Here is a 21117-nt window from a genome sequence, read left to right as displayed (position 1 = left end):
ATGGGTAATAAGTACGACGCAATCATCATAGGTGGAGGCCACAACGGCCTCACGGCCGCCGCGTACCTGGCGAAGGCCGGAAAAAAGGTTCTGGTCCTCGAGCGGCGGTACGTGTTGGGCGGCTGCACCGTGACGGAAGAGATTTATCCGGGGTTCAAGTACACGGTTTTATCGTACACGGTGAGCCTGATGCGGCCCGAGATCATCCGGGATCTGGATCTTGAAAGCCACGGTTACCACGTCATCCCCGTTAACAGCAACTTCGTTCCGCTGCCGGACGGGAATCACCTCTTCCTCGCGGAGGACGAGGAGGAAAACCGGAGACAGATCAGCCGCTTTTCCAAACATGACGCGGACGCCTATCCGAAATATCATGAATTCATGGCAACCCTTGCGAGGGTCGCCAATCCCTTCCTTTCCATGGTCCCCCCCGACCCGTTGTCGTCTCATCCGCGCGAGCTCCTCAAGCTCTTCCGCCTCGGGATGCGTTTCCGGGGGCTCGGTAAAGACGCCTATTCCTGCGCCAAGCTCATGACCATGAGCTCGCTCGAGCTTGCCGAGATGTTTTTCGAGTCGGACGTTATGAAAGCCCAAACGTCCGCCAGCGGAGTCATCGGTTCGTTCCTGAGCATCCGCTCTCCCGGGACGGCCTACGTGCTCCTTCACCACTACATGGGGGAACTGGACGGGGACACCGGCTCGTGGGGCTTCCTCCGCGGAGGCATGGGGGCCCTGGCCGACGCCCTCGCCGGGGCGGCGAGAAAATACGGCGCCGAGATCCGCACGGAGGCACCGGTCTCGAAGATTCTCGTCCGAGACGGCGCGGCGGCCGGCGTGGTGCTGGAAAGCGGCGAGGAGATTCGCGCGAAGGCGGTCGCCTCGGGCGTGGATCCGCCCCTCACATTTCTGAAAATGCTCGACCCCGGGGACATGCCGGCGGAGTTTTATGAAAAAATTCGACAATACAAGGTCCGGGGCTGCTCCGGCATGGTCAACCTGGCCCTCGACGGACTTCCGAACTTCACGGCTCTTCCCGGAGACGGCCCGCACCTGCGAGGGTTCATCACCATCGCCCCGAGCACGGACTACCTGGAGCGCGCATACGACGACGCAAAGTACGGAAAATATTCGCACAGGCCCTACCTCGACGTCGTAATTCCCTCCCTGGTGGATCCCTCGATGGCGCCGCCCGGAAAGCACGTGATGTCCGCCTCCGTCCGCTACGCTCCTTACCATCTCAAGGCCGGTCCCTGGGACGACCACCGTGAGACGTTCGGCGATAACGTGATAGACACCTTGTGCGAGCACGCGCCCAATTTGAAAGACATCATTCTGCACCGCCAGGTGCTCTCGCCCTGGGATTACGAGCAGGAGTTCGGCCTCACCGGCGGCAGCATTTTCCATGGCGACCTCTCGGCCGATCAGCTTTTCATGATGCGCCCCGTGCCGGGGTGGGCGCAGTACCGCATGCCCGTGAACCGCCTTTATATGTGCGGCTCCGGCGCCCATCCGGGAGGCGGCGTCATGGGAGCGCCGGGATGGCTGGCCGCGCTGGAGATGCTCAAGGATTTTAAAAGCGGAAGACTTTGAAACCGGAAACGATAGAGGATACCTAGCAGGAGACTTAAGAAAATGAGCAGCCAATACGACGCAATCGTTATAGGAGGGGGCCACAACGGCCTCACGACCGCCGCGTACCTCGCGAAGAGCGGAAAGAAAGTTCTGGTCCTCGAGGCCCGGAACGTCCTGGGCGGCGCGGCGGTGACGGAGGAAATTTATCCGGGGTTCAAATACGACTGCTGTGCCATGATCTGCGATTGGCTATCCGACGACGTCGTCCGCGACCTGGAACTCGTAAAGCACGGCCTGGATATGCTTCCCCAAACCAGTACGACATTCTCGCCCTTGCCCGACGGGGGATATTTCTTCCTCCGGGAAGACGAGATGGAGGAAGCCCAGAAAGAGATTGCAAAATTTTCCAAAAAAGACGCGCAGAAGTACCCCGAGTATATAGATTTCGTTGAACGCGTGTCCGATTTTATCTCTCCGTTTCTTAATGTGCCGGCGCTGGACATCACCGATACCAGCTTTTCCTCGACGTGGCAGATGCTGCGCACGGCGCTTCGCTTCCGGAGGCTCGGAAAAGAAGACATGTACGAGCTCATGAGGCTCACTTCCATGAGCATATCGGACTATCTGGACGAGTGGTTTGAGTCGGACGTTTTGAAGGGTGTGCTCGCCTCGACTCTTTCCGGCTGCCCGATGATAGGCCCGAAATCTCCGGGCACGGGCCTTTTCCTGCTAGGTTACCACGCGGCCGTCGAGTGGTCGGGCTACCCGCGCGGGGGCATCGGTGCCGTCAGCGCATCCATCGCAAAGTCCGCAAGGAGCCACGGCGCCGAGATCCGCATGGAGGCGCCCGTGGCGAGAATTATCGTTAAAAACGGCGCGACAACCGGCGTGGCCCTCGAGAGCGGCGAGGAGATTTCCGGGAAAATTGTTGCCGCAAGCACCGATCTGCATCGAACCTTCCTGAAGCTGCTCGACCCCGGCTCTCTCGACCCCAAGTTCCTGTGGCACGTCCGCAACTTCAGGCTGAACGGGGCTTCGGCCAAGGTAAATCTGGCCCTGAGCGAGCTTCCGAACTACACGTGTCTTCCCGGAGACGCGCACCAGCGGGGATTCACGCTGAGGTACCCCAGCGTGGATTTCTGGGAGCGCGCCTACGACGACGCCAAGTACGGCCGCTTCCCGAAGGAGCCCTGCTTATACGCGCTCATCCCCTCGCTCATGGATCCGGGCCTCGCCCCCAAGGGCAAGCACGTCATGAACCTCTTCATCCATTACGTACCGTACCATCTCAAGGAAGGAAACTGGAACGACCGGCGCGAGGAGCTGGGCGACCTGGCCGTCGACCTGCTTACCCAGCACGCTCCCAACTTCAAGAAATCCATCCTGCACCGTCAGGTGTTGACGCCGCTCGATCTCGAAAACATCTACGGCCTCACCAATGGGGATAACAGCCACGGAGAGTTTACTTTAGACCAGCTTCTGTTCATGCGTCCCGTGCCAGGCTGGACGCACTACCGCATGCCGATCAAGAATCTCTACCTTTGCGGCTCCAGCGCGCACCCCGGGGCCGGCATCTCGGCCAGGCCGGGCCACTTCGCCGCACGCCAGATTCTCGAGGACTGGCACGGCGTCACCGCCGCGTAAACGGCCGCGACCTGAGATGCTAAAAGATTTTGGAAATGGTAGACTTTAAAATTGGAAACTTCTATATGCCTTGAAACAGGAGATTCTAAGAAATGAGCAACCAATACGACGCAATCGTCATAGGAGGAGGCCACAACGGCCTCACGACCGCCGCATACCTTGCGAAAAGTGGAAAGAAGGTTCTGGTCGTCGAGGCGCGGAACGTCCTGGGCGGCACGGCGGCGACTGAGGAAATTTGCCCGGGGTTCAAATACAACACCTGCGCCTTCCTCTGCGACTGGCTCTCCGAGGCCGTCGTCCGCGACCTGGACCTCGAAAAGCACGGCCTGGAAATTCTTCCCCGCAGCACTTCGATGTTCACGCTCATGCCGGACGGAAGATATTTCATTTTGTGGGACGAGATGGAGGAAGCCCAGAAAGAAATAGAGAAGTTTTCCAAGAAGGACGCGCAGAAGTTCGCCGAGTATCACGATTTTGTGACCCGTCTTTCCAGTTTCGCCGCTCCGATTCTCGCCGCGCCGGCGCCGGACATCACCGATACCAGCTTCTCCTCGACGTGGCAGATGCTGCGCACGGCGCTTCGCTTCAGGAGGCTCGGAAAGAACGATATGTACGAGTTCATGCGGTTCGTTTCCATGAGCGTATCGGACTGTCTGGACGAGTGGTTCGAGACGGACGTCTTGAAGGCCGTGATCGCCTCGGACATCTCCGGCGGCCCGATGTTGGGCCCGAAATCCCCAGGCTTGGGCTATTTCCTGCTGGGTTACCACATGGCCGGCGAGTGGTCGGGCTTCCCGCGCGGAGGCATAGGCGCAATCAGCGAAGCCATAGCGAAGTCCGCAAGGAGCCACGGCGTCGAGATACGCACGGAAGCGCCCGTGGCGAAGGTTCTCCTCAAAAACGGCGCGGCCGCCGGCGTGGTCCTCGAAAGCGGCGAGGAAATTCTTGGAAAAATCGTTGCCTCGAGCGCCGACCTGCACCGGACCTTTCTGAAGCTGGTCGATCCCGCTTATCTCGAGCCCAAGTTCCTGTGGCACGTCCGCAACTTCAGGATGAACGGGGCTTCGGCCAAGATAAACTTGGCCCTTAGTGAGCTTCCGAACTTTACGTGTCTTCCCGGAGACGGGCCGCACCTGCGGGGAATGATACTGGGGATCAACAGCATGGAGCAGTTGGAGCGCGCCTACGACGACGCCAAGTACGGCCGCTTCCCGAGGACGCCCTGTTTCGACGCGGCCATCCCCTCGCTCGTCGACCCGAGCTTCGCCCCAGAGGGCAAGCACGTCATGGACGTCTTCCTCCAATACACCCCGTACCATCTCAAGGAAGGGAACTGGAACGACCGGCGCGAGGAGCTGGGAGACCTGGTCATCGACGCCCTCGCGAAGTACGCCCCCAACATCAAGAAAGCCATCCTTCACCGCCAGGTGCTGACGCCGCTCGATCTCGAAACCATCTACGGCATCACCAACGGGGATATCTGTCAAGGAGAGATTACTCTCGATCAGCTTCTGTTCATGCGGCCCGTGCCGGGCTGGGCGCACTACCGCATGCCGATAAAGAACCTTTACCTTTGCGGCGCGAGCACGCACCCCGGAGGCGGCATCTCCGCCACGCCGGGCCGGCTCGCCGCACGCAAGATTCTCGAGGACTGCCGCCTGGGCATCGCCGGGTAAACGGCTGCGGCCTGACGGCGGTCGCACGCGCCGAGAGCCCCCGCGCCGGAGGTGCTCAGGGGCTGCGGCAATGGTAGACTCTATATTCAATACAGGAAACGCCCAAGAATCATCAACACAGGAGAATCTGGAAAATGAGTAAACAGTACGATGCAATCGTCATAGGAGGAGGCCACAACGGCCTCACGACCGCCGCTTACCTTGCTAAAAGCGGAAAGAAGGTTCTGGTCGTCGAGGCGCGGCACGTCCTGGGCGGCGCGGCGGCGACGGAGGAGATTTTTCCGGGATTCAAATACAACACCTGCGCCATCCAATGCGATTGGCTGTCCGACTCCGTCGTCCGCGACCTGGATCTCGTAAAGCACGGCCTGGAATTCCTTCCCCGCAGTTCCGCTGCGTTCGCGCCCATGCCGGACGGAAGGTATCTCATATTGCATGACGAGGTGGAGAAAGCCCAGAAAGAGATAGAGAAATTTTCCAGGAAGGACGCGAAGAAGTACCCCGAGTATATGGATTTCGTTGAACGTCTCTCCGGTTTTGTCTCTCCGCTTATCGGTGCGCCGGCGCCGGACATCGCCGATACCAGCTTTTCCTCGACGTGGGGGTTGCTGCGCACGGCGCTTCGCTTCCGGAGGCTCGGCAAAAACGACATGTACGAGCTAATGCGGCTCACTACCATGAGCATATCGGACTATCTGGACGAGTGGTTTGAGTCGGACGTTGTGAAGGCCGTGATCGCCTCGCTCATATCCGGCGGCCCGATGTTGGGCCCGAAATCTCCGGGCTCGGCCTTTTTCCTGCTGGGTTACCACACGGCCGTCGAGTGGTCGGGCTTCCCGCGCGGAGGCATAGGCGCCATCAGCGAAGCCATCGCGAGGTCCGCAAGGAGCTACGGCGCAGAGATACGCACGGAGGCGCCCGTGGCGAGAATTATTGTCAAAAACGGCGCGACCGCCGGCGTGGCACTCGAAAGCGGCGAGGAGATTTCCGGAAAAATCGTTGCCGCAAGCACCGACCTGCACCGAACCTTTCTGAAGCTGCTCGATCCCTCTTCTCTCGATCCCAAGTTCCTGTGGCATGTCCGCAACTTCAGGATGAACGGGGCTTCGGCCAAGATAAACCTTGCCCTGAGCGAGCTTCCGAACTTCACGTGTCTTCCCGGGGACGGCCCGCACCTGCGGGGATACATGACGGGGACTCACAGCATGGAGCACTGGGAGCGTGCCTACGACGACGCCAAGTACGGCCGCTTCCCGAGGACGCCTTGCTTCGACTTGGCCATCCCCTCTCTCCTCGACCCGAGCCTCGCTCCCGAGGGCAAGTACGTTGCGGACCTTTTCGTCCAGAACACCCCGTACCATCTCAAGGAAGGGAACTGGAACGACCGGCGCGAGGAGCTGGGAGACCTGGTCATCGAAGCCCTCTCGAAGTACGCCCCCAACGTCAAGAAAGCCATCCTTCACCGCCAGGTGCTGACGCCTCTCGATCTCGAAACCGTCTACGGCCTCACCGCCGGGGATATCTGCCACGGAGAGATTACTCTCGACCAGGATCTATCCATGCGACCCGTGCCCGGCTGGGCGCACTACCGCATGCCGGTCAGGAACCTTTACCTTTGCGGCTCGAGCGCGCACCCCGGAGGCGGCATCTCGTCCGTGCCTGGCCGGCTCGCCGCACTCCAGATCCTCAAGGACTGGAGCAGGGGCATCGCCGCCGCGTAGACGTCCACGACCGGACGGCGGCCGCACGCGTCCAGAGCACCCGCGCCGAGTCCGCGCACGTGTTGCATGGCGCGTTTCTTTTTGGCATACTGCACTGATGCAACGCATGAGGCCGAACGAGGTGAGCCGAGGCGGGCGGTGTAGAAGCCGCCCGAAGCGCAGCACGGGGACGTTCTCAAGGGAATGTCCCCTTTTTCGTTTCTCAGGAAAGAGCGGCGGACGATGAAGGAAACCATCGCGCGGCTGATTCGCATGCAGGAAATCTACACGGCGCGCGCTGAAACGGACGAGCAGCTGGCGGCGCTCCCGGCCAAGCGGGCGGCCCTGCAAAAGGAAAGCGAAGCGTTCGAGGCCGAGCTCAAGGCGTTCTCCGAGGGCGTCGCGTCCGTCCGCAAGGTAATTCATTCGCTCGAAGTTGACGTGGAGGCGCTGAACGAGCAGAAGAACAAGTACGATTCGCAGCTTCTCGAAGTCAAAACCAACGAGGCTTACAAGGCGCTTCTTGGTGAGATTAAGTCGGTTCGGGAAAAAATCCACGGCATCGAGGAGCAGATTCTCGAATGCATGACCGAGGAGGAGGAGACGCGCAAGAAGGCCGAGGCGAAGAAGCGCGAGGAGCCTTCCTTCAAGCAGCGGGTCGAGTCGGAGCTTCGGGCGTTCGACGAGGAGGAAAAAGCGCTCAGCACGCGCCGCGAGGGCCTCGAAGCACGCTGGAGCGAGGAAAGCGGCGCGCTCGACTCGGAGCCTCTCGATATTTTCATGCGCCTGGTCGAGAACCGCCACGGCATTGCCGTCTCCCGCATCGCGGGCGAGGTGTGCGAGGCCTGCGCCATGCTCGTGCGGCCGCAGCACATCCAGGAAGTGCGCCAGTGCGAGAAGCTCCTTCTCTGCGAGCACTGCAGCCGGATCCTCATCTGGAGCGAGGACGAAGAAGCGGCCTCCGCGTGAACCCGCCGGGACGGACGAAAACCCTGACAGCTTACATCGACGGCGCTTCGCGCGGCAATCCCGGCGAATCGGGCTTCGGCGTCATCGCCATGCTTGCCCCGGATGCCCCGGCGGGGGAAGACGGAAGCCCCGCCCGCGCCGACTCGGGCGCCGGTACGGACAGGGAGGTCGAATTGTACGGTTATCTCGGCCGCGCCACGAACAACCGCGCCGAATACTGCGCGCTCCTCGCGGCGCTCGCCTACGCCCGGGCCGCTGGGGCGCGGACGCTTCTCGTGCGCTCCGACTCGGAGCTTCTGGTCAAGCAGGTGAAGGGCCTCTACCGCGTGCAGAACGAGCACCTCAAGCCCCTGCACGCCGAGGCCGTCAAGCAGGCGGCGCGGTTCGAGCGCTTCGAGATTTCCCACATCCCGCGCAAGGAGAACAAGCGCGCCGACCGGCTGGCGAACATAGCCGTGAACCTGAAGAAAAACTCCTTCCCCGGAATTCTCCCGTTCGAGAAACTTCCGTTTGTCCCCTGACCCGGCCGTGGAGCTTTCAAGGCGCATCGAAGAGGTTCGAGAGCGCATCGGGCGCGCCTGCGACCGCGCGAGGCGCCGCGCGGAGGACGTGGAGCTCGTCGCCGTGTCGAAAACCTTTCCTCCCGAAACCGTCCGCGCCGCCCACGCGGCGGGCCTGCGCGTCTTCGGAGAGAACCGCGTCGAGGAGGCGCTCCCCAAGATGGAGGCGCTTCGGGAAATTTCCGTCGCGTGGCACATGGTGGGGCAGGTGCAGACCCGGAAGGCGCGCGACCTCGTGGGGCGCTTCGCCCTGGTGCACTCGCTCGACCGCGAAAAGCTTGCGAAGGAACTTCAAAAGCGCGCCGAGGCCGCGGGCGTGGAGCACGTGCCCGTCCTGGCGCAGGTGGATTTTTCGGACAGGGCGGAGCGGGCGGGCGTCGCTCCAGAGAATCTCCTGGCGTTCCTCGAAGCGCTTGCCTCCTGTCCGCGCGTCGCCGTCGAGGGACTCATGACGCTTCCTCCCTACGACCCCGACCCCGAAAAGACGCGCCCCTTCTTCGTCCGCCTGCGCGAGCTCGCGGAGCGGGCGCGAGAAAGAAATTTTCCGCACGTTTCGATGCGCCACCTCTCGATGGGCATGACGGAGGATTTTCAGATTGCGATCGAGGAAGGTGCCACGCTTGTCCGGGTTGGGCGGGCTATCTTCGGGGAGAGGCAGGGCTAGCGGGTCACCCCGGTATCTTCGGAATCCCCGCCTCCTTCCACACCGCCTCCAGAGTCTGGTGCTCGAGCGCCTCGCGGTAGACGGCCTCGTCCATGCGTGGGCGGTAGGGGGCGAGCGCCTTGGCGATTTTTCGGCGCGCGCGGTCGAGCCGCTCCTTCGGGGCGCGGGCCTTGAGGAACTTCAAGACGCGGCGCTCGAGGCGCGCGGCGAATTTCTCCGCGGTCGGTATTTTCTTTGAGGCGAGCGCCCTTTCCGCCTCGCCGCGCAGTTCTTCGAAAAGCGGCGCCGCCCAGTCCGCCTTCGATTTCTTCCGGGCGCGCTTGAGGCGGTTCAAAAATTTTTCAAGCGTTTTCTTCGGGGATTCCTTTACCTTGCGAGGCCGCGCCGCGCCCCGCGAGCCCTGCGCACGCATGTTTTCCCACTCGTCGAGGACGGCGTTCTCGCAGAACGCGAGCACGACGGCCTTGCGGCGGCGCGAGGGGTCGAGGCGCTCGAAGTGGCGGTCGATGCCGCGCTTCACGGCGCGCAGGGGAACGCCCATCGCGTGCCACTCCTCGACCTTGGCGACGTCGCGCGGCGAGAGAAGGAGCGGCCGCCCGAAGCGCAGGCTGAAATGCTTTTCCGCCTCTGAGAAGTAGCGCACGGCGGAGCCCGCCTTCCCGGCTTCGGCGGTTTTTTTCCCCTTCTTTCTCGTTCTGCTCTTTTCAGCCTTGCTCGTGCGAGCGAGTTTTGGTGTCCGGCGAGCGCCCTTAGGAGCGGTTCTTCTCATAGAGGATGCGCAGCCCCTGAAGCGTCAAGTCCAGGTCCACTTTCTCGATGGCCGACACCGAGGGGGCGATGAGGGAAGCCTGGCCGCCCGTGGCGACGACGAAGAAATCCTCTTTGCGCTCCTCGCGAATTTTTTCGAGAACGCCCTCGACGAGACCGACGTAGCCGTGGTAGAGGCCGGCCTGGATGCTTTCGATGGTGTTGGTTGCGACCGTTTTCGAGGGGGGCGCGATCTCGACGCGGGGAAGGCGCGAGGCGTGCGCGAAAAGCGTCTCCGCCGAAAGCGTGAGGCCGGGCGCGATGATCCCGCCGGCGTATTCATTCTTGGCCGTGATGACGTCGAACGTGGTCGCCGTGCCGAAGTCCACGACGATGGCCGGGGCGCGGTAGAGCTGGCAGACGGCCACGGCGTTCACGATGCGGTCGGCGCCCACTTCGAGAGGGTTGTCGTAGAGGATGGGGACGCCGGTCTTGACGCCGGCACGCACAACGAGCGGCTCTACGCCGAAGCGCCGCCTCGCCAGCGCCTCGAACGCGGGCGCAAGCGGCGGCACGACGTTTGCGATGGCCACGCCCTGTACCTTGCCTTTCCGGTCGCGCTGCGCAAGAAACGCGTCCAGGAGAAGCGCGTACTCGTCCTCGGTTTTTTGAAGGTCGGTCGCCACGCGCAGGGAGGCGGCGAGCGTCTTGCCCTCGAAGACCCCGAAAACCGTCTGCGTGTTTCCGACATCTACGGCCAAAAGCATATTCTTTTCCTTCACGGCGTGCTTGCCCGCCCCTCCGAAGCGGGGCCGGGGCTCGGGCGAAGCGCGTGCGCCTCCCCGTCCGAGTCGAAGGTTTTCACGGAGCCGTCCCCGAAGCGGAGGCGCAGCAGGCCGCCCTCCTCGATGCCCTCGTAGGCGCCGCGCCGGATACCCGCATCCGTTTGGAGCGCGAGCGCGTCGCCGCGCCGATGCGTCGCCACGGTTTCCATAAGATTCTTCAAATGGGAAAAGCCCCGCTCTTGGTATTCGTGGTAGCTCTGGCCGAGCCGGGCGGCCACGGCGGCCAGGATTTCCTCGCGCGGCGGCACATCCCCTTTTTCGAGAGCAAGCGACGTCGCGGGAACGTGCGCGCCGCGCAGTTCCCTGCGCTCGAAAGAAACGTTTACCCCGATTCCCGCGACGGCGTATTCGAGCACGCGGTCGCCCGCCGCCGCCTCGACCAGGATGCCGCCCACTTTCTGCCCGTGAATCACGAGGTCGTTCGGCCACTTGACTTCCACCCGGAGCGCCGTCTCTTCCGAGAGGGCTTCGGCGGCGGCCGCGCCGACGAGAAGGCTCAGCTCCCCCCCGCGCGAGGGCTCGAGGGCGGGCCGCAGGACGAGCGATGCGTAGATCCCCTTGCCCTTGGGCGAGAGCCAGGAATTCTCCCCCCGGCCGCGCCCGGCGGTCTGCTCGTCCGCCGCGACGAGCGTCCCCTCGGGCGCACCGCCCTGCGCCAGGCGCTTCGCCTCGTCGTTCGTCGAGCCGACGCTCTCAAAGACGAAAACATCCTGGATAAAACTCGCGCCGCGCCGCTCGAGCGCCCGCCGGAGGGCTTTTTCAGAAAACGGCGACAGGAACATAAGCCAGACTAGAATAGCACGCACGCGGGAATCCCACAACGCGCGGGCGACACGCCCGGGTCAAGGGACCGCCGTTTACGCCACCGCGGTTCGAAGAACCTCCTCGATCCTCGCCCTGGAAACGGCGCCCTCGCGCAGGAGGGCGGGCGGCTCCTTCGTCAGGTCCAGAATGGAGGAAGGAGGCGTCGGAGGAAGCCTTCCCGCGTCCACGGACAGGTCCACGCCCTGGAGAATGGCTTTCGCCACGTCGTCGAGAGCGTAGGGCTCGGCCCCGCCCGAAGGATTGGCGCTCGTAGAGATGATTCCCTCTTCCCGGACTTTTTCCATGACCGCCTCCAAAAATTCGTTCCTGGGGACGCGCACCGCGAGTGTTCCATCGGACGAGAAAGAAAGTTTTTCCGAACGAACGACCAACGTCAGGGGGCCCGGAACGAGCACGCCGCGCAGGCGCTCGAAGCAGGGCGGAAGGGAGGTAGCAACTCGCTCGAGCGCCGCGACGTCCTTGAGAAGGACGTTGAAGGGTTTTCCCTCGCGGCCTTTCAGTTTCTCCACGCGCCGGATCGCCTCGGCGGCGGCCGCGCCAGCCGAGAGGCCGTAGCACGTATCCGTGGGAATGAGGACGACGCCGCCCGTGTTCACCACCTCGGCGGCCAGCCGCGCCGACTCTTGAAGGGGATGCCGCGGGACGATATGGGACTGCATGCTACGCTGCTCGTGGATGAGCTTCAGGCATTGTCCTACTTTATAAGTAAGCCCCGTGGAAATGTCAAGAAGACGCGTCGCGGGTTCTTGTCCCGCCCACGAGCGGCGTGCTACATTGAGAGTACCATGCGCCGCCTGAGCGAAGACACCGTCATCCGGGAAATGATGCGCCGCCTCCGCAGCGATCCCTCCGTCCGGGTTCCACTCGGCGACGACGCGGCGGCCGTGCGCGTTTCCCCGAAGCGCGTGCTCGTCGCGACGACGGACCACATGGCCGAGGGCGTGCACTTCGAGCGAAAGCTGTGCCCTCCCCTGCTCCTGGGCCGAAAGCTGGTGCTGACGAACCTGAGCGACATGAGCGCCATGGGCGCCGAGCCGCGCTGGGCGCTCGTGAACGCGGCGCTCCCGGGAGATATCGCCTTCTCGTGGGTTCAGGAGCTCCTGCGCGGCGTGCGGCGGGAAGCCCGAAGGCACGGCGTCGTTCTCCTCGGGGGCGACACCACGGCATCGCGGAAGGGGGTTTTCCTTTCGCTCACGCTCCTCGGGGAGGCGGACCCGCGCCGCTGTCTGCGGCGCACCGGCGCGGGGCCTGGTGCGCTCGTCTTTGTTTCGGGCGCGCTGGGGGCGTCCGCCGCCGGGCTTCGCGCGCTTCGCCGAAGCGGCGGCTACGGTCGCCTGCGGGGCGTTCGGCGTCGGCTGGCCGGGCGCCACCTGCTTCCGCCCGTGCGCCTTGCGCTCGCGCGCGCGCTGGCAAGTAAGAATCTCGCGCGCGCCGCCATGGACCTGAGCGACGGCCTCTCGGTGGACCTGGAGCGGTTCTGTGCGGCAAACCGGGCCGGCGCCGTGCTGCGCGAGAGCTCCATTCCCGTGGACCCCGCCGTCCGGTGCGCGTTTCCCGGGGACGCGCTCTCGCTCGCGCTCCACGGGGGCGAGGACTACGAGCTGCTTTTCGCAGCGCCCGCGCGGAAGCGCCGCGAGGTGCTCGCGCTCGGAAAGAAGCTGAAGATTCCACTCGCTGAAATCGGAAAGCTGACCCGCGCCGGGGGCATACTCCTCGTCGGGGAGGACGGCCGCAAGCGGCCGCTTTCCTCCAGGAAGGGCTTCCAGCACTTCGGGAAGTGATGAAAATTTCCCTCCACGTCAAGCCCCGCTCGAAGGAGGAGCACGTCGAGCGCTCGGCGGACGGAAGCTACGTCGTGCGCGTCAAGGAGCCGCCCGTCGAGGGCCGCGCGAACGACGCGGTGCGCCGCGCCCTGGCGCGGCACTTCGGCGTGGCGCCCTCCCGCGTGCGCGTCCTCCGGGGACACAAGGGCCGCCGCAAGGTCGCGGAGATTCAGGCCTAGCGAACGCCGGCCACTCTTTTCAGAACAACCTCCCGAACGTTTTTCTTCCCCGCCTTGATCAGCGCTTCCAATTTCTTCTTCGCCGGCGCCTCGGCATAGACGCGAAGGAGGGGCTCGGTCCCGGAGGTGCGGAAGAGAAGCCATGCGCCGTCATGGAAGAAGCATTTCACGCCGTCAAGGGTCTCGACGCCCGCCATGGGCGCGTCGTAGCCGGGAAAGCGCTTTCCGCCCAGGCGGAACCGTCCCCGGCAGGCCATGATTTTTTCAAAAAGCGCCCGCGAGAGCTCCGCCCCCGCCCCGGCGGGAGCGGGTAAATCCACGCGGCGGTAGTGGAGCGGCCCGTAGCGGCGCGCGATTTCTCCCACGAGCGCGCGAAGCGATTTCCGGCGGCGCGCCATGATCTCGAGGACGAGAAGGGCGACGGCGATTCCGTCGCGGTCGCTCATGTAAGAGGAAATTCCGATGCCGCCCGCCTCCTCGCCTCCCATAAGAACGCGGCCCTGCCGCATGAGGCGCGAGATGTGCTTGAACCCGACGGGCGTCACGCGGCAGCGCCGCCCGAATTTTTCGGCGATGCGGTCGAGGTGCTCCGTGCCCGCGTAGGTTTTCGCCACGTCGCCCGCTTCGCCGCGCACGCGCAGGAGCTCGTCGGCAAGGACGGCCATGACGCTCTGCGGACTCACGAACCCGCCGCGCGCGTCGAGCAGTGCCAGGCGGTCGGCGTCGCCGTCGAGCGCGATGCCGACGTCGAATTTTCCACGACGCACCGTGCGTGCGAGCTCCGCCAGGTTCTCGGGCACGGGCTCGGGCGACCCGCCGCCAAAGAGAGGGTCGCGCCCGGCCCGAAGCGTGGTCACCTCCGTGCCTCCTCCGCGAAGCAGCGTTTCGATGATCCGCTCGCCGGTGCCGTGCATGGAATCGACGGCGACGCGAAGCCCCGCCCGGCGGATGACGCGCATGTCGGCGAATTTCCGAAGCGCCCCGAGGTACGCGGGCATCACGTCCACCCCGGGCGGCGCTTCACGGCTCGGCCGGGGCGGCCGCGTGGGAATCGCACGCTCCACGGCGCGAGCGAACGAGTCGTCGGCGCTTGCGCCGGGATAGACTTTAACCTTGAATCCGCCGAACGACGGCGGGTTGTGGCTCGCCGTGAGGAGCACGGCGCCGAGCCAGCCTTTCCGGTGAAGGAAAAGCGACGCGGCGGGCGTCGGGACGGCGGCCCTCGAAAGGCGGGCGTCGAGGCCCCTGCCGCGCAACACCCGGGCCGCCTCGCGCGCGAACGAGTCGGCCAGGAAGCGGTTGTCGTAGCCCACGAGAATTTTTCCGCCCCCGGCGGGACGGGACGCCGCCCGGCGCTTGAAAACCGCCGCGACGGCCACCGCGACGCGCGCGACGTTCTCAAACGTGAACTCTTCGCCCAGGACGGCCCGCCAGCCGTCCGTGCCGAAGCGGATGGAAGATTTCCGCTTCACGGCCGTCGTCGGGGAAGCAGCTCGCTCGCGAGGCCGAAGCGGTAACCGCGCGCGCGGTAGCCCTCAATCAAATCGGGAAGAATCTCGGGCAGGCGCTCGGGAGGCGAGCGCTCGGTGCCCAGGTGCATCAGAACGATGCTGCCGCTTGCGCCCCAGCGGGCTTCCTCGCCGAAGGAAAGCAGGCGCTCGAGAATACTTCGCATGGGGGCGTAGAGGTGCGAGTCGCGCTTGGCGACCCAGTCGAGCGAGTCGATTGTCCAGCCCACGTGGATGTAGCCGAGCTCTTCCGCCCAGCGCCGGATTTCATGGTTGTGCTCGCCGAAGGGCGCGCGCCACATCTTTTGCATTTCTTGCCCCGTCGCCTCTTCAAAGAGCGCGCTCGTCTTTTGAAGCTGGTCATGCAGGAACGCGCGCGACACCCCGTTCAGCGTCTGGTGGCGACGGTTTGCGGCGAAGGTGGTAAGATGCGGATGCGAGTCGGTGTGGTTTCCGACCTCATGGCCGTCCTGCACAATGAGGCGCACGATGTACGGATAGCGCTCGATGAACCGCCCCGTGAGGAACATCGTCGCACGCACCCGATGCTGCGCCAGCATGCGAAGAGTTTCCTCGGCAACGTTTGCGCTGGAGCCGCCGTCGAACGTCAGGTATACGACACGCACCGCCCGGGAGCCCCGGACGATGTGGTTTGCGGCCCGGGAAATTTCCTCAGGCGTTTCGGCCACCCTCATGGGGCGCGGCTTTTGAGCGGTGCGCCCCCTCGCAAAGACCAGGGCGGCGTTTGAATAGGCGCTCGTGCCGTAGCGGTCGTAGTAGCGCACTTGAACCGTATTGGCGTCCTTCGGGAGCGGCACCTCGTCGAACGAGAACGTGCCGTCCGCCGCGAGCGCCGCGTCGAGAAGCTCGCCGTTCAGGTAAAGCCCCACGATGGCCCCGGCGGGGGCTTCGCCGCGCACGGGAACGAGGGAGCGCGTCGTTTCCGAGCGGTCGGCGGGCTCCGTGAGGCGAATGAGGCCGGGAAGACTCCACCGCGCGTCGTCCACGTCGAGTTCCGGCATGACGGGGACGGCTGCAAGTTCATTCTCGGCGTAGAGCTCACTCGAGCGGAGCACCGTGAGCGAGAGATACGCCGTCACGGCAAGCACCGCGAGCGCGAGGCCCATCGCGGTCCAGCGCGCCGCCGGGTGCGCCGCGACGCGCGCGGCCGTTTTGCGCCAGTGCTCGCGCCGCACCCACCGCTGGTAGCGGTTGTGGCAGAGAGCGCCGCAGAAGATGTGACCCGAAAGGCGAAACTGGCAGCGCGGGCAGAGCGGCCGGCGGCAGAAGTAGCACCGCCTGCGCGCTCGCCGCGTCGGGTGCGTGATGCAGAAAAACTTTTCTTTCTTCGCCTTGGGTTTCGAGGCGGGCATCGGTTCAGGATAGCCTAAGCAAGCTGTCGGGGCAATTCACGAATTGCCACATGACCGTGGGCGGTTCGTAACCACCCCTACATTTTGCTGATACCTGATCGCCGTTTGACCTCCTCTCCTTCTTTTCGGTAGAATCATACTCTCTATGGCGCTCGTTGCTTTCTACGTTCTCGGAATTCTCCTTCTCGCATCCGCCGTGGCCGTGGTGGCGAGCCGCAACCTCATCCACAGCGCCGTGTTCCTCGTGCTCGCGTTCCTCTCGCTCGCCGGGCTGTACCTTACGCTCGAAGCCGAATTCATCGCCGCCGTCCAGGTCCTGGTCTACGCGGGCGGCATCATGGTGCTCTTCCTGTTCGCCGTGATGCTTGTCTCGTTCCGCGGCACGCAAAACATCCCGCATACCCATCCGTACATGGCCGAGTCGGTGTTCCTGGGCGCCCTTTTCTTCAGCGCCATGGGCTGGCTCGTCTGGGGGGCCGTATTCAAAAGCCCGGCGCCCGGCGGGGCGCCGGCGCTCGCCGCGGAGGGCGGCAACGTCGCCACGGTCGCCATGACGCTTTTCCGGAATTACCTTTTTCCCTTCGAGCTCGCGTCGCTCTTTCTCCTGGCCGCCATGATCGGCGCCATACTTTTGGCCAAGAAGGATATTTAATGGAAATCACCGTCACCCACTACCTCACGCTCTCGCTGGCCGTGTTCACGGTGGGCCTCGTGGGCGTGCTCGTGCGCCGGAACGCCATCGTGGTGCTCATGTCGCTCGAGCTCATGCTCAACGCGGCCAACCTGAATTTCCTCGCCTTCGCCCGCCACCTCAACGACATCACCGGCCAGGTTTTCGCGGTCTTCGTCATCTGCATCGCGGCGGGCGAGGTGGCCGTGGGCCTCGCACTTCTCATCGCCCTCTACCGCAACAAGAGAACCGTGGACGTGAGCGCGCTCAACGTTCTGAGGTGGTAGGAATGACGCCTGTGACAAGAAACCGGAAAACCCGTCCCTTGATATGATTTCCTCCCTCGTCGTCTGGATCGTTCTCCTCCCCGCGCTCGGGGCGCTCGCAAACGGCGTAGTGGGCGCGGCGCTCTGGCGGCGCAACAAGACGATCGTCTCGGTCGTCGCGTGCGGCACGGTGTTCTTATCGTTCCTGCTTTCCGTGGTCTGCACCGCGGAGCTCGCGGGATATTCCCCAGAGGAACGCGTTCTTTCCGAAAACACTGACGTCCACGTGGCCACGTTCATTCCCGGAAGTTATCTTCAAATCGCGGACGGGCGCCGGGCGGAGCTTGAGATTGCCTGGGAATTCCGCTTCGATCCCCTCTCCGCCCTGATGGCGCTCGTCATCACGGGCGTCGGCCTCCTCATCCACGTCTATTCCATCGGCTACATGGCGCACGAGAAGGGCTTCTTCCGCTACTTCGCGTACCTGAATCTCTTCATGGCCATGATGCTCAACCTCGTCCTCTCGGCGAACTTCGTGACGATGTTCATCGGCTGGGAGGGGGTGGGGCTGTGCTCGTATCTCCTCATCGGCTTCCTGCACAAGGAAATCTGGACTACGAACGCCGCGAACAAGGCCTTCATCGTAAACCGCGCGGGCGACCTCTTCATGGTCATGGCCGTGGGCCTCGTGCTGATGAGCTTCGGGACGCTCGACTTCGCCGAGGTGAACGCGCGCGCCGTCGAGGCGCACGAGCTGGGCGCGCCCCTCGTGCCCTGGGGCAAGGCCTTCTCGCCGGAGCTTCTCTGCTCGATCGCCGCCCTGCTGGTCTTCGCCGCCGCGACGGCCAAGTCCGCCCAGTTTCCGCTCTACGTGTGGCTTCCCGACGCCATGGCGGGCCCTACGCCCGTCTCGGCGCTCATCCACGCCGCCACGATGGTCACGAGCGGCATCTACGCCATCGTGCGCCTGAACGGCGTCTTCCAGGTGGGCCAGCAATGCGAATACCTGCCCGCGCTCACCCTGGTGGCCGTCGTGGGCGGCGCGACGGCGCTCTTTGCCGCCTCCATCGGCCTCGCGCAGGACGACATCAAGAAGGTGCTCGCCTATTCCACGGTGAGCCAACTCGGCTACATGTTCCTCGCGCTCGGCGTCGGGGCGTTCACGGCGGGGATGTTTCACCTGACGACGCACGCGTTCTTCAAGGCGCTCCTCTTTCTGGGCGCCGGCTCGGTCATCCACGCCCTCTCGGGCGAGCAGGACTTGCGCAGGATGGGCGGCCTCAAGAAGCACCTGCCCATCACGCACTTCACCATGATCGTCGGCTGCCTCGCCATCGCCGGGTTCCCGCCGCTCGCCGGCTTTTTCTCGAAGGATGAAATCCTCTTCAACGCCTTCGCCGGCCCGAATGCCTCGCGCGCGCTGTGGTTCCTGGGCGTCGCCACGGCGCTCATGACGAGCTTCTACATGTTCCGCCTCTACTACATGACGTTCCACGGCGCGCCCCGCATGTCCGAGGACGTGAGGCAGCGCATCCACGAGTCGCCGCAGGTCATGTGGGTGCCGCTCGTCTTCCTCGCGGCGGGGGCGACGGTCGCCGGATTCTTGGGAATCCCGGCGGCGTTCGCCCGCCACGCGCACGTGGTCGAGGCGTGGCTTGCGCCCACGCTCCACGAGGTGCACGGGGTGCACGGCGAGCCCCACGCTTCTCCCCTTCTGGAGCTCGGCCTGATGGCGTTTTCCGTCGCGGTGGCGGCGCTTGGATTCTTTTGGGCGCGGGCATGGTACCGCGACGGCGCGTTCACCGCGCCGCGGGCGCTCGCCGAGAAAATCGGCGGCTTCTACACGCTCGTCAAGCGGAAGTACTACGTGGACGAGGCCTACTATCTCGTTTTTGTAGACGGCGTCAAATGGATGAGCTTCCGCCTGTGGGACGTGGACAAGTGGCTCATCGACGGCTTCTTCGTGAACGGCCTCGGAGGGATTTTTACGAAAATCGTCGCGTGGCTCATGCACTTTTTCGACCTCTTCGCCGTGGACGGCCTCGTGAACCTGTGGGCCTGGCTCACGCAACGCGGAAGCGGCCAGGTGCGCAAGCTGCAGACGGGATTCCTCCAAAACTACGCGTTTCTCTTCGCGTGCGGCGTTCTGCTGCTCGTCGCCCTTTATTGGTATATCGTATAGAGTATCGAGCATGTTCCATACACCAAACGGAGGCCTAATCTAATGTTTATGGACCACATTCTGACCTGGACGACGTTCCTGCCCCTCATCGGCGCGGCGCTCATCGCGTTCCTCGTTCCGGGAACCAAGCACCGCCTCATCCGCGTCCTGGCCACGGTTTTCGTCGTGGCGGACTTCGCGCTCGCGCTCCTCATCTGGCGGGGCTTTTCCCCGGACTACGCGGGCATGCAGTTCGTCAAGCGCGCCCCGTGGATTCCCGCCATCGGCGTCGAGTACCACGTCGGAATCGACGGCGTCAGCCTTCTTCTCATCCTGCTCACGACCCTTCTGGGAATCCTGGCCGTCACCTGCTCCTACACGGCCATCACGGAGCGCGTCAAGGAATATTACGTGATGCTTCTCTTCCTTCAAACCTCGATGCTCGGCGTCTTCATCGCCCTCGACCTTTTCCTGTTCTACGTCTTCTGGGAAGTCATGCTCGTGCCGATGTACTTCCTCATCGGCGTCTGGGGATCGGACAACAAGCTCTACTCCGCCATCAAGTTCTTCCTCTACACGCTTTTCGGAAGCGTGTTCCTCCTGGTCGGCATACTCGCGCTCTACTTCGTGAACACGACTGGCATCCCGATGTTCGGCATCGAGGGGCTCGGAAACGCCCCCTCGCTGAACATTCTCCACTTGCAGGGCATCGCGGCGCAGATTCCCGCAACCCTTCAGTTCTGGGTGTTCTTCGGCATGTTCCTCGGGTTCGCCATCAAGGTGCCGATGTTCCCCTTCCACACGTGGCTTCCGGACGCGCACACGGACGCCCCGACGGCGGGAAGCGTCATCCTCGCGGCCGTCCTCCTCAAGATGGGCACCTACGGATTCTTCCGCGTTGGGATGCCCGTCCTTCCACTGGGTTTCGAGGCGTGGAAAGAGCTTCTCATCGCCCTCTGCCTCATCGCCATCATTTACGGCGCGCTCGTCTGCCTCGTGCAGCGCGACATGAAGCGCCTCGTCGCCTTCTCCAGCGTGAGCCACATGGGCTACGTCATGCTCGGCATCTTCGTCCTGAACGAGGTGGGAATGAAGGGCGGCCTTCTCCAGATGATCAACCACGGCATCACGACGGGCGCCCTCTTCATGCTCGTCGGCATCATCTACGAGCGCCGCCACACCCGCCTCATCCGCGACTACGGCGGCCTCGCGCAGGTGATGCCCGTCTACGCCGCCATCTTCCTGGTCATGGCGCTCGCCTCGATGGGGCTTCCCGGGCTGAACGGATTCATCGGCGAGTTTCTCGTCATCATCGGCGCCTACCAGGAAAACTTCTGGTGGGCGTTCACGGCGGCCGTCGGCGTCATCCTGGCGGCGGCGTATCTCCTGTGGCTTTACCAGAGGGTCTTCTTCGGGCCGCTCGAGAACGAAAAGAACAAGTCGCTCAGAGACTGCTCCGCGCGCGAGGCGTGGCAGTTCGCGCCCCTCATCGTCCTGAGCCTCTGGATCGGCCTCTATCCCAAGCCGTTTCTGAATTACCTCGAAAAGCCCGTCGAGCAGCTTATCCTCCATATGGAGGAGGCGCGGGCCTTCGGCGAGGGAGAGGAGCGCCTCGTGCAGGCCGGGCCCCCGGCGCCGCCCGAGCCCGCCGTCGTGGCGGAGGAAATTTCCTTGGAGCCGGAATCCCTGCCCAGGTGATCTTGAGAAATGGCGCCCTTCTTTAGCCTGCAGGACCTCACCGCGTTCGGAAGCGAGTTCTACGTCATAGGGCTCGCCTTCGTCCTCTTCGTCGTCGACATGGTGCTTCCGTCCGACTGGCGCAGGACGGTTCCGGTCCTCGCACTCCTGGGGCTCGCGTTTGCGATCGCGAGCGTCCTCCTGCTCGACATCGGCGCCGGCGCGGGAGACTATTTCTCCCCCGGCGCGCGCACGGCG

At 64.0% G+C, this 21117-nt stretch carries 20 protein-coding genes; 14 read left to right on the top strand and 6 right to left on the bottom strand.

Annotated elements, in window-relative coordinates; genetic code table 11:
* From JSV08_07025 to JSV08_06995, 7 genes are all read left to right on the top strand, one after another.
* Positions 1 to 1590, top strand: a complete 1590-nt coding sequence (locus tag JSV08_07025) for an NAD(P)/FAD-dependent oxidoreductase (GenBank protein UCF80260.1) — start codon at positions 1 to 3, stop codon at positions 1588 to 1590.
* Positions 1591 to 1632: 42 nt separating this feature from the next.
* Entirely contained in the window at positions 1633 to 3216 is a 1584-nt protein-coding gene (locus JSV08_07020; GenBank protein ID UCF80259.1) for an NAD(P)/FAD-dependent oxidoreductase, read from the top strand.
* Positions 3217 to 3308: 92 nt separating this feature from the next.
* Positions 3309 to 4892: an NAD(P)/FAD-dependent oxidoreductase gene (locus JSV08_07015; protein ID UCF80258.1), complete on the top strand. Its 1584-nt coding sequence runs from the start codon at positions 3309 to 3311 to the stop codon at positions 4890 to 4892.
* Positions 4893 to 5026: 134 nt separating this feature from the next.
* A complete protein-coding gene (locus tag JSV08_07010; protein UCF80257.1) occupies positions 5027 to 6613 on the top strand; it encodes an NAD(P)/FAD-dependent oxidoreductase in 1587 nt (528 codons plus the stop codon).
* 222 nt (positions 6614 to 6835) lie between these two features.
* Positions 6836 to 7561, top strand: a complete 726-nt coding sequence (locus tag JSV08_07005) for a hypothetical protein (GenBank protein ID UCF80256.1) — start codon at positions 6836 to 6838, stop codon at positions 7559 to 7561.
* 23 nt (positions 7562 to 7584) lie between these two features.
* Positions 7585 to 8082: a ribonuclease HI family protein gene (locus JSV08_07000; protein UCF81855.1), complete on the top strand. Its 498-nt coding sequence runs from the start codon at positions 7585 to 7587 to the stop codon at positions 8080 to 8082.
* 7 nt (positions 8083 to 8089) lie between these two features.
* Positions 8090 to 8785, top strand: a complete 696-nt coding sequence (locus JSV08_06995; GenBank protein ID UCF81854.1) for a YggS family pyridoxal phosphate-dependent enzyme — start codon at positions 8090 to 8092, stop codon at positions 8783 to 8785.
* A 4-nt stretch (positions 8786 to 8789) separates the two neighbouring features.
* Here JSV08_06995 and JSV08_06990 read toward each other — a convergent pair whose 3' ends face one another.
* From JSV08_06990 to JSV08_06975, 4 genes are all read right to left on the bottom strand, one after another.
* Entirely contained in the window at positions 8790 to 9428 is a 639-nt protein-coding gene (locus JSV08_06990) for a hypothetical protein (protein ID UCF80255.1), read from the bottom strand.
* Between the two features lie 106 nt (positions 9429 to 9534).
* Entirely contained in the window at positions 9535 to 10299 is a 765-nt protein-coding gene (locus JSV08_06985) for a type III pantothenate kinase (protein UCF81853.1), read from the bottom strand.
* A gap of 11 nt (positions 10300 to 10310) precedes the next feature.
* Positions 10311 to 11183, bottom strand: a complete 873-nt coding sequence (locus JSV08_06980) for a biotin--[acetyl-CoA-carboxylase] ligase (protein ID UCF80254.1) — start codon at positions 11181 to 11183, stop codon at positions 10311 to 10313.
* A 51-nt stretch (positions 11184 to 11234) separates the two neighbouring features.
* Positions 11235 to 11861 carry a threonylcarbamoyl-AMP synthase gene (locus JSV08_06975; GenBank protein UCF80253.1) on the bottom strand — a complete coding sequence of 209 codons (627 nt, stop codon included), beginning with the start codon at positions 11859 to 11861 and terminating at the stop codon, positions 11235 to 11237.
* 126 nt (positions 11862 to 11987) lie between these two features.
* Between JSV08_06975 and thiL the strand changes: the two genes are divergently transcribed.
* Together thiL and JSV08_06965 are read left to right on the top strand one after the other, a co-directional pair.
* Positions 11988 to 12983, top strand: coding sequence for a thiamine-phosphate kinase (gene thiL, locus JSV08_06970; GenBank protein UCF80252.1), 996 nt, complete (start codon positions 11988 to 11990; stop codon positions 12981 to 12983).
* Positions 12983 to 13204, top strand: coding sequence for a DUF167 domain-containing protein (locus JSV08_06965; GenBank protein ID UCF80251.1), 222 nt, complete (start codon positions 12983 to 12985; stop codon positions 13202 to 13204). The genes thiL and JSV08_06965 overlap by 1 nt, the downstream gene beginning before the upstream one ends.
* Here the strand turns inward: JSV08_06965 and JSV08_06960 are convergent.
* Positions 13201 to 14676 (bottom strand): phosphoglucomutase/phosphomannomutase family protein, encoded by a 1476-nt coding sequence (locus tag JSV08_06960; protein ID UCF80250.1) that lies wholly within the window; start codon positions 14674 to 14676, stop codon positions 13201 to 13203. The two genes, JSV08_06965 and JSV08_06960, sit on opposite strands and share 4 nt — an antisense overlap.
* The gene (locus tag JSV08_06955) at positions 14673 to 16085 is read right to left on the bottom strand and encodes a polysaccharide deacetylase family protein (protein UCF80249.1); all 1413 of its coding nucleotides are present in this window, start codon (positions 16083 to 16085) and stop codon (positions 14673 to 14675) included. The genes JSV08_06960 and JSV08_06955 overlap by 4 nt, the downstream gene beginning before the upstream one ends.
* Before the next feature lie 145 nt (positions 16086 to 16230).
* Between JSV08_06955 and JSV08_06950 the strand changes: the two genes are divergently transcribed.
* From JSV08_06950 to JSV08_06930, 5 genes are all read left to right on the top strand, one after another.
* The gene (locus JSV08_06950) at positions 16231 to 16737 is read left to right on the top strand and encodes an NADH-quinone oxidoreductase subunit J (GenBank protein ID UCF80248.1); all 507 of its coding nucleotides are present in this window, start codon (positions 16231 to 16233) and stop codon (positions 16735 to 16737) included.
* 5 nt (positions 16738 to 16742) lie between these two features.
* On the top strand, positions 16743 to 17042 hold the full coding sequence (nuoK, locus tag JSV08_06945; protein ID UCF81852.1) for an NADH-quinone oxidoreductase subunit NuoK: 300 nt from the start codon (positions 16743 to 16745) through the stop codon (positions 17040 to 17042).
* A gap of 46 nt (positions 17043 to 17088) precedes the next feature.
* Positions 17089 to 19203, top strand: coding sequence for an NADH-quinone oxidoreductase subunit L (nuoL, locus tag JSV08_06940; GenBank protein ID UCF81851.1), 2115 nt, complete (start codon positions 17089 to 17091; stop codon positions 19201 to 19203).
* A 42-nt stretch (positions 19204 to 19245) separates the two neighbouring features.
* Complete coding sequence (locus JSV08_06935) at positions 19246 to 20880, top strand: NADH-quinone oxidoreductase subunit M (protein ID UCF80247.1); 1635 nt, start codon at positions 19246 to 19248, stop codon at positions 20878 to 20880.
* 9 nt (positions 20881 to 20889) lie between these two features.
* Positions 20890 to 21117, top strand: a 228-nt coding sequence (locus tag JSV08_06930) for a hypothetical protein (GenBank protein UCF80246.1), incomplete at its 3' end; no start/stop codon positions are given.

It is taken from the genome of Acidobacteriota bacterium, assembly GCA_020349885.1.
In the GTDB taxonomy this organism is placed as follows: domain Bacteria; phylum Acidobacteriota.
Note: the sequence above shows the minus strand (reverse complement) of the source record. Positions and strands in the feature narration are given on the sequence as shown.

What these genes read in the sequence shown, in the direction of transcription:
- JSV08_07025 (UCF80260.1), top strand. Translation starts at nt 1, where the DNA reads ATGGGTAATAAGTACGACGCAATCATCATAGGTGGAGGCCACAACGGC.
- JSV08_07020 (UCF80259.1), top strand. Translation starts at nt 1,633, where the DNA reads ATGAGCAGCCAATACGACGCAATCGTTATAGGAGGGGGCCACAACGGC.
- JSV08_07015 (UCF80258.1), top strand. Translation starts at nt 3,309, where the DNA reads ATGAGCAACCAATACGACGCAATCGTCATAGGAGGAGGCCACAACGGC.
- JSV08_07010 (UCF80257.1), top strand. Translation starts at nt 5,027, where the DNA reads ATGAGTAAACAGTACGATGCAATCGTCATAGGAGGAGGCCACAACGGC.
- JSV08_07005 (UCF80256.1), top strand. Translation starts at nt 6,836, where the DNA reads ATGAAGGAAACCATCGCGCGGCTGATTCGCATGCAGGAAATCTACACG.
- JSV08_06985 (UCF81853.1), bottom strand. Translation starts at nt 10,299, where the DNA reads ATGCTTTTGGCCGTAGATGTCGGAAACACGCAGACGGTTTTCGGGGTC.
- JSV08_06975 (UCF80253.1), bottom strand. Translation starts at nt 11,861, where the DNA reads ATGCAGTCCCATATCGTCCCGCGGCATCCCCTTCAAGAGTCGGCGCGG.
- thiL (UCF80252.1), top strand. Translation starts at nt 11,988, where the DNA reads ATGCGCCGCCTGAGCGAAGACACCGTCATCCGGGAAATGATGCGCCGC.
- JSV08_06965 (UCF80251.1), top strand. Translation starts at nt 12,983, where the DNA reads ATGAAAATTTCCCTCCACGTCAAGCCCCGCTCGAAGGAGGAGCACGTC.
- JSV08_06955 (UCF80249.1), bottom strand. Translation starts at nt 16,085, where the DNA reads ATGCCCGCCTCGAAACCCAAGGCGAAGAAAGAAAAGTTTTTCTGCATC.
- JSV08_06950 (UCF80248.1), top strand. Translation starts at nt 16,231, where the DNA reads ATGGCGCTCGTTGCTTTCTACGTTCTCGGAATTCTCCTTCTCGCATCC.
- JSV08_06935 (UCF80247.1), top strand. Translation starts at nt 19,246, where the DNA reads ATGTTTATGGACCACATTCTGACCTGGACGACGTTCCTGCCCCTCATC.